The organism is Psychromonas sp. (genome assembly GCF_983033635.1).
Genome location: NZ_CEZLMY010000089.1, coordinates 2864 through 14242, shown reverse-complemented (window position 1 = coordinate 14242; position 11379 = coordinate 2864). Strand labels below are relative to the sequence as shown.

Annotated in this window: 9 protein-coding genes; 4 read left to right on the top strand and 5 right to left on the bottom strand. The window is 37.9% G+C overall.

Going from position 1 to position 11379, the window contains the following annotated elements; translation table 11 throughout:
- From AC4GME_RS11995 to AC4GME_RS11980, 4 genes are all read left to right on the top strand, one after another.
- On the top strand, positions 1–1682 hold a 1682-nt coding region (locus tag AC4GME_RS11995; RefSeq protein ID WP_490378525.1), incomplete at its 5' end, for a glycoside hydrolase family 1 protein.
- Positions 1683–1886: 204 nt separating this feature from the next.
- Complete coding sequence (locus AC4GME_RS11990) at positions 1887–2921, top strand: helix-turn-helix transcriptional regulator (protein WP_490378526.1); 1035 nt, start codon at positions 1887–1889, stop codon at positions 2919–2921.
- Between the two features lie 510 nt (positions 2922–3431).
- The gene (locus AC4GME_RS11985) at positions 3432–4472 is read left to right on the top strand and encodes a helix-turn-helix transcriptional regulator (RefSeq protein ID WP_490379449.1); all 1041 of its coding nucleotides are present in this window, start codon (positions 3432–3434) and stop codon (positions 4470–4472) included.
- A 288-nt stretch (positions 4473–4760) separates the two neighbouring features.
- A complete protein-coding gene (locus AC4GME_RS11980; RefSeq protein ID WP_490379448.1) occupies positions 4761–6134 on the top strand; it encodes an MFS transporter in 1374 nt (457 codons plus the stop codon).
- Positions 6135–6257: 123 nt separating this feature from the next.
- On the opposite strand, the gene AC4GME_RS11975 is transcribed toward AC4GME_RS11980, so the two are convergent.
- From AC4GME_RS11975 to AC4GME_RS11955, 5 genes are all read right to left on the bottom strand, one after another.
- Positions 6258–6731, bottom strand: coding sequence for a hypothetical protein (locus AC4GME_RS11975; protein ID WP_490379447.1), 474 nt, complete (start codon positions 6729–6731; stop codon positions 6258–6260).
- Positions 6732–7257: 526 nt separating this feature from the next.
- Positions 7258–8706 carry a methyl-accepting chemotaxis protein gene (locus AC4GME_RS11970; RefSeq protein ID WP_490376494.1) on the bottom strand — a complete coding sequence of 483 codons (1449 nt, stop codon included), beginning with the start codon at positions 8704–8706 and terminating at the stop codon, positions 7258–7260.
- A gap of 116 nt (positions 8707–8822) precedes the next feature.
- Positions 8823–9326 (bottom strand): DUF1097 domain-containing protein, encoded by a 504-nt coding sequence (locus AC4GME_RS11965; RefSeq protein ID WP_490376495.1) that lies wholly within the window; start codon positions 9324–9326, stop codon positions 8823–8825.
- Positions 9327–10000: 674 nt separating this feature from the next.
- On the bottom strand, positions 10001–10717 hold the full coding sequence (locus AC4GME_RS11960) for a hypothetical protein (protein ID WP_490376496.1): 717 nt from the start codon (positions 10715–10717) through the stop codon (positions 10001–10003).
- 27 nt (positions 10718–10744) lie between these two features.
- The coding region (locus AC4GME_RS11955) for an aldehyde dehydrogenase family protein (RefSeq protein ID WP_490379446.1) at positions 10745–11379 on the bottom strand (635 nt) is incomplete at its 5' end.

The window sequence follows — 11379 nt, the reverse complement described above, 5'->3', positions numbered from 1 at the left end:
AGAAGGTCTATAATATGATTAATTTAAAACCACTGGCAATTGTCGCCGTGGCAGCAACCGCTTTATTGACGGGCTGTGGTAGTGACTCAGGGGATTATGTACATGCAACTGATGTTGATACCCCAAAAGACACATTCCTTGAGTTTCCAAGTGATTTTTTATGGGGCTCTGCAACTTCAGCTTATCAGGTGGAAGGGGCATGGGATGAAGGCGGTCGCGGTTATACCAACTGGGATTTCATTACCCAGCAGATGAGAATGGCCAAGGGTGAAACCGGGGATGTTGCTATCGACCAGTATCATAGATATAAGGACGATGTAAAGCTGATGGCAGAGGCTGGCATAAAAAGTTACCGTTTTTCCATTGCCTGGTCGCGAATTTACCCTACAGGCGTTCCTTATGATGCAGATGGTAATCTACTCCCACCCAATGAAGAAGGGTTGGCTTACTATGACCGGCTGATTGATGAGCTTATTAACAATGGCATTGTCCCTATGATCACTCTCTTCCATTGGGATATGCCTCTTGGGTTATGGTTACCTGAAGGCATGGGTGGCATGGGCGGTTTCGCTAATCGTGATGTTGTCGATTTCTTTGCTGTCTATTCAGAAGCGGTTATCAAACGCTATGGTAATAAAGTCGACAAATGGATGACCTTGAATGAACCCTTTATTTGGGCAACATTTTTTGAGGGACTGCTAGGTACTACGTTCGATAAGGGAGCAACGGGTTGGGAACCAACCGCTGCTAATATTGAGGCATTGTTCAAGACCATAAAATATACTGATCTCGTCGGTAGACAGCTGACTTACATTCACGGCTATATGCTGACGCATGCTAAAGTAGTTAAAATTTACCATGATCTGGAAGATGCAGGAGAAATTCTTGACGGTGATATTGGTATCGCATTTGATCTGGGAACTGGCAAGCCAGCCTCTCAGTCTGCAGAAGATCTTGCGGCTAACGATCTCTATAATGCTCTTAAGAACGACCTATATACTTACCCTGTATTTAAAGGTAAGTACCCAGATGGATTACTTGAGAGATTTGCTGAACTTGGCTACCAAATTAAGGCGACTCCAGAACAATTAGCTGCGGATTTAGCGTTTATTAAAGCACAAGGAACCGATTTTGCCGGCGTGAATTACTACAGCCGACGTACAGTAAGAGCCTATGCGGAAGAGGCTAATTACGGAGGCCAAACTGGCTTTACGCAAAACGGCGATTTTATGGGCGGAGATCTGTTTGGTGAAGCCTTTGCTTATGCCCCTATCGAGAATCCAGGCTCAGAAAATGGTGAATATGATCCACAAGGCTTATACGATACGTTAATGTATCTGGATGAAGTGAGCGGTGGCAAGGATATTCTTATTACTGAAAATGGTGGCGGCTACCGGGTTGAAGATAAACTTACCAGCGATGGACAGGTGCACGATGTAATGAGAACCCGCTTCCTTAACGGGCATGTTAAAGCAACATGGCAAGCGATTCAGGATGGCGCCAATGTTATTGGTTACACAGCCTGGTCACTGTTTGATAACTTTGAATGGATCAATGGTTTTCAAGGGCGCTTTGGCATGATTTATGTGGATTATGAGGATGATCTGAAGCGTATCCCTAAAGACAGTTATTACTGGTACGCTGAAACGATCAGAAATAATGGCGTAGCTTCTTCAGAATAAGAAATTACTACCTGTTATTCTAGCCAGCCTGTAAAGGCTGGCTTTTTTTTGCTGAGATTGAATAATCAATCTGTGCTAAAAGCCACATTTCTAATTTAGATATTAATCTGCTTTGGGCTTATAATATTTACAAGGAAGGATAAGGCTTAAGGATGGCTATAAAGGAGAATAATTACAACATTAGCGTATAAATAGGGAAATAAAATGTTTTATCTAAACCACCTTGCACTTGAACTTTATTTGGCACTGAAAAAAGCAGAACCAAAAAATAAAGCGTTAAATCAGATAAAGTTGGATACATTTTCATCTGATAAACCAATATTTGTCAGTGAAAAAAGCCTGTTGCCAATAATAATGGCTTTAAATGAAATCGGTTTTTATCAGCACGGTGAATTAAACTGGCTCGCAGCACTCGCTGAAGGTTTTATTTCAGAAAAACTGTTTTCATCTCCTATGCAGCAGAAACTACTGTGGTCAATTCATCGTGGTTATGTCTTAAATGCGCCGACACTGGGTGACTTTATAGAAAGGATAATAGAATACTTTACATTTGCTAACCGAAGCATGTCCTTCGAAGTTAATAAGCTAAACAAGCAAGTTGAAATAATATTTAAATTTAATAACAAAGAACAAGATTTTAACCCTTTAGTTGGCCCGCTCTTTTATCTCGCCTATTGTACCCAGTTATATTTTGGGACTGATGTGAAAATTGATCTGTTTGTTGCTGAAAAAAGTAAGTTTGATAAGGAAACATTTCAATCGTACATCTCCGGTCAGATAATATATGGGGATAAATGCTATTTGAGGGTTAAAAAGAGTGATTTTAATTTAATAAATAGAAACTATAATGCGCATATTGATAATGAACTCAAATCACTTTTTGACAGTTTAAAACCAGCTGAGCCTGAATTTAATAGTATAAAAGATATTGTATTAACCAAGATTGAACTCTTTTTTATGCAGACAGATAATTACATTTCAGCTGATGAAATGGCAAATCTATTTCAGATGAGTAAATCCACTTTTTATCGCAAACTTGCCAGCGAAAATACTACCTACCGTGAATTAGTTGAATCTGTCAGAGAAAAAATCGCCCTAAAATTAATCAGACAAAGTGCTATGTCATTCAGTGAGATCAGTGACAGATTGGGCTACGCTAATCTGACTGGTTTTAATAGAGCATTCAAACGCTGGTTTGGAATCTGCCCATCAGAATATAGACATGATTTAGGAGTTTAAATAAGATTAGGTTTTCCTAAAGAGCGAGCTATATAGAACCATTAAAAAAATTAATTTTAATGTAAAAAAATGCCTATTCTGGAATGAGGTATTAATAAATTACAGACAGAGTTAAAGCAATAATTATACTTCAAAGCCTTGCTAAATCGTCCAAAATAGCAAGTCGCGTCTTTACTGGTTAAGCACCACTCCCAGTCGCGATAATTGCGACCTACTTGGATCATATTAAAGATAAAACCAGCTCGACAAATTAAATAAACATATCAATATCACCTCCTGATAATTCTTTGATTTAAAAGTAAATAAGATGTGTATTCTCTCTTTTGTCTGCTTAGTTACAGCACGTAATAACGAGAGTGAAAAGTGTTGCTCAAACTGAATTTTAGCTCCGCTGAAATGTTACGAAATGTTACGTTATTTTTTGTGTTTATTAGCGTAAATTTAACTATATAGTAAAACAGATTGATGAAAATTAATTGCAGGGTAAACAGATAATATCAGGGAGGATTGATGTTCTATTTAAACAGTTTTGCATTCGGACTTTATCACGCTTTAAAAGAGATAGATCCGACAAATAATGCATTAAAAACAATAAAATTAGATGCTTTTTCAGTGGATGAGCCCTGTTTTATCAAACAGGACAGTTTGTTACCGATATTATTTGCATTAAATGAGCAGGGGTTTTATCAGCGCTATGAATTAAAGTGGCTTGTTAAGGAGATCAATAGCTTATTTGCAGAAGAGCAGAGTTTGTCAAATATAACCCGAGATAGTCTCGGTTGTGTTTCTCGCAGTTATATCTGTAATGCGCCAACATTGGGTGACTTTATAGCAAGAACCATTGAGTTTTTTATGTTTTCAAACCGTGCTATGTCCTTTGACATTAATGCGCAAACTGATCATGTACAGATAAAATTTTGCTTTAATAATAAAGAGCAAATTTTTAATTCAGGTTACGGGCCGTTATTCGGCATCGCGTATTCTTCACAACTGTTTTTTGGAACGGATGTGAAAATTGATTCATTTTTTGCTGATGAAAACAAGTTAGATCTTGAGACCTATCAAGCCCATATAGCAGGGAAGGTTAATTTTGCTAAAGAAAGTTACTTAAGCTTTAAAAAGGATGATTTTAAGATCGTTAATAAATATCATAATCGCCATATTGATAATGAGTTAAAATCTATCTTAGAACGTTTAAGACCCAGCGAGCCCGATTTTGAGAATATCATCGAAGATGTATTAACAAAGATTAATCAGCTTTTCATCGAAACTAATGATCATATTTCAGCCGATGAAATGGCAAGTCTGTTTAATATGAGTAAGTCGACTCTTTATAGAAAACTTGAAGCTGTAAATACATCATATCGGGAGTTGGTAGAAGTTAGCAGAAAAGAGCTTGCACTGAAATTCATTAAGGAAGGTGCTATCTCATTCAGTGAGGTTAGCGATAGATTGGGTTATGCCAATCTAACTGGGTTCAATAGGGCATTCAAGCGCTGGTTAGATGTCAGCCCATCAGAATATAGACGTAACTTATACCAAATTCACTAATTATCTATTCATTTACGCTTGTTAAAATAAATGCTAGCTTCGTTATTGATTTTGCAATTAGAACAACTAGTTACTGCAATCAATGCCTTGCTTTCATCCATTTTTCCTGCGCCTAAATAGATCATCTAATTAGTGGAATTGGTATTAGTAGTTTAAATCACAATCATGCCGCCTAAACACCGAGCTTTATAGAACTGATTCATCCATATTCTGTACTATCTCAGGCTTAACAATACAAAACAGCTATGCTTGCTAAGTAAAAGGACTTAACTTTGAAGGGAAAATCGTATGAATCTTGAAAACAAGGGGTCATTAAAATTAGTTTCTTGGAAAGAACGGATTAGTTACGGTTTAGGAGATACCGCATCAAATCTAGTTTTTATGATGATTACATTCTATTTATTGTACTTCTATACCGATGTCTTTGGTATTTCCGCTGCAGCCGTTGCTACTATGTTTCTTATTGCGCGAGTTTGGGATGCCATTAATGATCTGATTATGGGAATTATCATAGATAAAACGAAAACAAAATGGGGTAAATGTCGTCCATATTTCTTGTGGATGGCCATACCCTACGGAATATTTGCTTTTTTAACATTCACAACACCGGACTTAGTTGGCACGAGTAAATTAATTTACGCTTATATCACATATATTGCCTTAGGTACTGTGTATACGGCGATCAATATTCCGCTTTCTGCAATATTACCCAGTTTAACGGATGACTATCAGGAAAGGACAGCAGTCAATGCCGTGCGGATGATATTTGCTGTTATTGGAGGCTTGCTTGTCGCAGGATTGACTATGCCTTTAGTTGAGGCTTTTGGACAAGGTAATGCTGCAAAGGGCTTCCAATTAACTATGGGATTATATGCTGTTATTGCCGTTATTTTGTTCATAATTACTTTTTTAAATACAAGAGAACGAATCCAAGCAGCAAATAAAAAATCAATTCCAGTTAAGGAAAGTTTTAAAGCGCTAAAAGGGAATACACCTTGGCTGATTTCTGTATTGATTAACTTCGTAATGTGGACGGGTATGACTATGAAAAATCAAACCGCTATCTACTATTTACAGTACAATCTTGGGAGACCGGATTTAATCTCGACTTTTCTTCCTTTAGCCATTATAGCCATTCTTCCCGGTATAATACTTGTCCCTTTCGTTTCTAAAAGAATTGGTAAAAGAAATACCATGTTTATCGGTAATCTAGTCGCGATCCTTGGTTTTATAATGATCTATCTAGCGGGGAATCATAATATTTCATTATTATTCACAGGCAATATAGTCTCTAGTATTGGATTGGGTTTTAATGTGGGATTAATATTCGCATTAATCGCGGATACGGTGGATTATGGTGAGTGGAAATCGGGTGTCCGTGCATCAGGTTTACTGTTTGCAGCGTCAAGTTTTGGTGTCAAGCTGGGCATGGGGGTTGGCGGAGCCATTTCCGGTTGGACACTATCAGCAGGTAATTATATACCTCAAGCTTCAAATCAAGAAATTACAGCACTAACGGCTATAAAGATTAATTTTATCGGGGCGCCAATTATTTCGGCAGTGGGAATCCTCGTACTGTTATTATTCTATAGATTAGATAAACAGTATGATGAAATTCATGCTGAGTTACTAATTAGAAGAGATAATGAAAGCATTGCTTAGAGCAAGAGAAGAAGCTAATGATTATAAATAATTCAATATATATATCCTCTTTTCGGAAGTGAGAGTGGTTAAAAATTGCAGGCTTGCAATAAAACTATTGCAAGCTTGTCAGATTTTATAGATTTATTCATCCCAGAATTGCCACCATTTTTTACGGTTTTCTCTAGATGTTTTTCCTTGTTCAGATCCTTTGTCTAACTCTTTCATCTCTTGATCTGCTTTCTTACCTTTCTTGTCCTTTTTCATTTTATCTTTGGAATCATCAGTTTCATTTTCACCGATATCAGTTTTTTTTAGCTCTTTTTGTTTTTTTTCTTTTTTCACCTTTTTATCTTTCTTGTCCTTTTTCATTTTATCTTCGGAATCATCAGTTTCATTTTTACCGATATCGGTTTTCTTTAGCTCTTTTTGTTTTTTTTCTTTTTTAATTTTATCTTCGGATTGATCAAATTCGGCTTCTTTTGCTTCTTTTGTACTTTTGTTAAGCTCCTTTTGCTCCGCGCTGGGTTTTCCTTTTCCTGCCCATGCAGGCTTATCTGCTACAGCAGGCAGTGCAAAGATACCTATTAAGAGGAAAGTTAATATTTGTATTTTCATAGAAGACGCCTCATCTGTTTGTTAATTAGTAGTTTTATATACAACGCTATGCACAATCTAGTTGTTGCATCTCTTTGCCAACAAAACGCTTGTTATTAAAAATAATTATAGTTAAGGGTCTGTTAATTTGCACAATCACTATTACTGTTAGCTTATTAGTGAGCACTTATTTTTAACACAGCATTTCAGAATCGCGAGCTATTTCGTCTTCAGGGGAGTTTGGATGCAAATTGACTAACTTATATCTACCGATAGTGAAGTTTTAGGAGTAGAGCTGTGCACTTCGTGTGCAAGGAAAATTTTTGATGCAGCTGTTCAGCATAGTGAGCTATTTCGACTGTGGGGAGTTTGGATGGTAAATTGACTAACTTAAATCTAGCGATAGTGAAGTTTTAGGAGTAGAGCTGTGCACTTCGTGTGCAAGGAAATTTATTCTGCTTCCTTTTTTCTAGCTGTTAAGAAAAAAGGAAGCGGTTGTCGATAACAAAACAGCAACAATGTAAAAAAGCAATCCTGTTTTAGCGTCTTAAGCCAACTGATATTGTGTTAATATCCCTTCAAGTGCGATCGATGATTGGCTAAGATCCGATGCTAATATCACCGAGCGTTGCGCTGTCTGTTTAATCGTTTCAGACTGTGCCCGGATATCATTGAGCTGTATCGCGATATCTCGAGCCGAAACACTCTGCTCTTCCGCGGATGCTGCAATCTGAGAGCTCATATCAAATACATCATTAGTTGAGCTGGCCATCGAATCGACATCCTCACCGACAGAAACAATAGAATTACGACCTTGATCGGCCTGTTCAACAATTTCACGGGTCACTGTTGAGAGCGTCGCAGAGCCAGATTGTAAACCTTCAATCATAGATTTAATCTCAACAGTCGCTTGCTGAGTGCGGCCTGCTAAGGTTCTCACCTCATCTGCAACCACTGCAAATCCTCTACCTTGCTCACCGGCTCGAGCTGCCTCAATCGCTGCATTTAACGCAAGTAAATTTGTCTGTTCTGAAATGGCGTTAATAGTGGTAACTACCGCATCAATCTCTGCTGCATTTTTGGAAAGCTGTGTAACAGATTCTGATGCTGAATCGATCTTATCGACCAAGGTTGAAATCCGCACTACCGCATCAGCAATCTGTTCCTTACTAGACTCAGCCTGGTTAGAATTGTTTTTTGTCTGATCGGAAGTATTGGCTGCATTACGGGAAACGTCTTCTATTGCCGCGGTCATCTGCTCCATGGCAACTGCTACCGTATCTAAAAACTCATGTTGCAGGCCAATCAACTCATCACTTTGCTGCGCTTGCTGATTAAACTCATCAGCCGCTTGTGCAAGGGTGCCTGCATTTTTTCCTATCGCCGTCACCATCTCACTCATATTATCTGCACTTCGATCTATTTCGGTCGCAATCATACTAAAATCATCTACACCGAAGAAATTCAGACGCTGTGTCAGATCACCATCGGCTAAACGTTTTATTGCGATATACATATCCCATAAACCACCACCAAGCGAGGTTGATGTCCAGTAACTCAATTGAAAAAGAGGCAATAAACCAAGCAAAGCAACCCATAACATCATACGGGCGTCATCCAATGCCTGTTGTTCCCATTGACTCACATTGCTGCTCAATTGCAGATACTGACGACCAACCGGTGCTGTGACTGTCTGCATTTTACCTTGACGGGATGATTTCATCTGTTTGCTGATCTGTAAGCCTTGTTGTGTGGCAAACTGCGCCAGCTCATCGTCAGTCAGGCTTTGCTTTGATGCGACTTGAGCAAAGGCATCGACCATAGATTGTGCTCTTGCTTGAGAGTTATCTGCTGCATGTTGCTCAACATCGTTTAAGTTGACCAATGCGATGCTGGTTGTAATAACTGCCACCAATGCGCAAAGTACGAAAAACTTTCCGTTTAAACTTAGCTTTATCATAAGGGCATCTATTTTTCTAAATTCAATCTGTTTCATATTCAGTACCAAGGTGATTTTTTAAGAGAAAAAACAGCAGCAAATATTTTTTACAATCTTATTGCTCGCCATTAACCGTTGTTTCTTCTCTCTAGTATAAGTTCAAAATAGATAAACTACTCAATTGTTGTGTTAGGATCTGCTATCGTCATTTTTGTAGCTTTTTGAAAAAAAAACGTGATACTAATGAATTGTGAAGTAAGCAATGTCATCGCATAACCAAGCAGCGCACCAAGAATTAATGCAGGTAAAAGATTAACAATATCTCCCCCCATCGCAAATGTTGCGCAGCAACCGATAAAAGCCCCTGGAATAAAAGATAATTTATGATAACTAGCCTGCAGGCACATTGCTGATGTTGCGATGCCAGTGAAAAGGTAACCGATTAGTTGCGTATCAAAGTAGCTACTTCCGCTGATCACCAACCATGCCCAGAAAACACCGGACAGATTGGTACACCAGCTCATAAGAACCCCATTGAAACCCGTTTTAGGCTGTGCAAAATAGGTACTGCAGCCTAAAAAGCCTACCCAGGTAACGAGATGAAAGGTATCTGCTATGCCACACCAGACTGCCGCAAGAAGTCCTGCAGATAAAGCGATTTGCCAACGATTTTCCATGAGTGTCCTTATTGTAATGAATTAAATTCATCACTTGTTTTGTATTGTAAATATTAAAAACTCTGATCTTGTCTCTCTTTTCATTAATTCAGCTAAGACAAGGGCTGTAGTAAAGCTTTTTTTTAAATAAAAAGTGCCTCGATTATAAATCCGGCGCCTTGTGATCTGATTAATTGAAACGAGTTTATTTATTCAGCAACCCATAAAATGAGATCTGGATCGATAGAATGAGCTTTCCTGTGTCCCCCTTTGCGCGCGTTTACAGAATGTGTTGTTTTTGCGGTTGTCTGTTAAGGAAAGTGATAATTGAATAACAAAACAGGCCGCATTCAGCAGGAGTTCAAACTGTTTTTTTTGTGGATTTATAACGCTTTGTTTTGTAATCGCTTTCAAGGTTTTGGGCTAAAAATAGAAGCTGCTAAAACTATTTCCTGCTCTTGTATAGCGATGTTAATCACGAAAATATTAACCATTTGCGCTATTAAATGTATAACAGCTCATTTTTAATAGACTTAGATGTATTACATATCAAAAGCTGTCAATTTAATGTATGCAGTGATTCTGATAGCTAGCGAGCGCAATAGTAGCCGCTTTTTTTTGCTCGTTGTTTCTATTTTTTTAATACTCCACGTCGTAGTACTGAACTTGCTTGAAAGAGGTAATTGATCAATTTATTACTCTTCGTGCATAAATAATAATTGTGTATTACCGCCTACTGCGGTGATGTTATTGGTGATACAGCGTTCATTAATAAAGCGTAAAAGCAGATCTGAACAACTGATATTATGGATCGGTTCATTGATCGGTAAGCTTACTAAAGATGTGATTGCACCAGGTTTTTGCGCTAACTGCTGATTAAGTTGCTGAATGTGCTTTTTAGCAGCCAAACTGGCCACTAAATTGACGGCAGGATGATCGATTAATAATTGCGTATATTTATTGTCAATTAAGGTGACTAAACCCGCTGTTAATTTCGCTTTCAATAACAAACAAAAGTTTGTCACTAAATCACCGCGCTGAATAATCAGACAGATATTACCTGTGAGTAAACTAATAGATAACAAGGCAAATACACTTTTAAAATCAGCTGCTTGCTGATAATCGATCCAGCACAAACCTTTTGCTTGATAAATTAATCGGTTCGTTTCTCCCGTTGGCCCTGTTAGTTGGATCTCTTGCAGTTGTGAATTTATATTAAAAACAATCGTTGCTAATAAATCGAGTAATTGTAGATAATCTTGTTGATCTATTTTCTGATTATTTAGTAATTCTTGTAAAACATCTTTGATTTCACTTTCATACAAAGTACAGTTTTGTTGAAAATTACTTTGTTGTAATTCTAAACAGTGTAACGCATCTACTAGATGTTGTTCGAATGTTAGATCAGACATGCTTTATCACTCCTCATTTTGTATGCTCTAGCTAACCGTTTTGATACAAGTAAAACGAGTCAAATAATTTGGCCCGCCAGCTTTAGGGCCTGTGCCCGATAAACCATTTCCGCCAAAAGGTTGAACGCCGACTTGTGCACCAATTTGATTACGGTTGATATAACAATTTCCCGCCTTGCTGTGTGTGATGATATGTGAAATAAATGTTTGATTACGGCTATGGATACCTAAAGTTAATGCAAAGCCCGTTTCATTTATGGATTGAATAACCTGATTTATATTTGCCGATTTATAACGAATAACATGCAACAGTGGACCAAAGTATTCATCTTCTAATTCGTTAATATGATTGATTTCAAAGAGCGCCGGCGCAATAAAGGTTGCACTGCTTATATTTTTTTCTTCAATAAAAGGGACTTGATAAAGTAACTGCTGTTTACTTTCTAACTCCTGACAGTGTGCAGTTAATTTATTAACACTAGCCTGGTCTATAACGGGGCCGATATCTGTTTTTAATAAACGCGGATCGCCAATATGCAAGTTTTCCATTTTCCCTTTTATTAAACGGATAATCTTCTCGGCAATCTCCTGCTGCACAAACAAAACACGTAACGCTGAGCAACGCTGTCCGGCTGATGAAAATGCACTCGTACAGACATCAT

What these genes read in the sequence shown, in the direction of transcription:
- AC4GME_RS11965 (WP_490376495.1), bottom strand. Translation starts at nt 9,326, where the DNA reads ATGGAAAATCGTTGGCAAATCGCTTTATCTGCAGGACTTCTTGCGGCA.
- AC4GME_RS11970 (WP_490376494.1), bottom strand. Translation starts at nt 8,706, where the DNA reads ATGAAACAGATTGAATTTAGAAAAATAGATGCCCTTATGATAAAGCTA.
- AC4GME_RS11960 (WP_490376496.1), bottom strand. Translation starts at nt 10,717, where the DNA reads ATGTCTGATCTAACATTCGAACAACATCTAGTAGATGCGTTACACTGT.
- AC4GME_RS11990 (WP_490378526.1), top strand. Translation starts at nt 1,887, where the DNA reads ATGTTTTATCTAAACCACCTTGCACTTGAACTTTATTTGGCACTGAAA.
- AC4GME_RS11980 (WP_490379448.1), top strand. Translation starts at nt 4,761, where the DNA reads ATGAATCTTGAAAACAAGGGGTCATTAAAATTAGTTTCTTGGAAAGAA.
- AC4GME_RS11985 (WP_490379449.1), top strand. Translation starts at nt 3,432, where the DNA reads ATGTTCTATTTAAACAGTTTTGCATTCGGACTTTATCACGCTTTAAAA.
- AC4GME_RS11975 (WP_490379447.1), bottom strand. Translation starts at nt 6,731, where the DNA reads ATGAAAATACAAATATTAACTTTCCTCTTAATAGGTATCTTTGCACTG.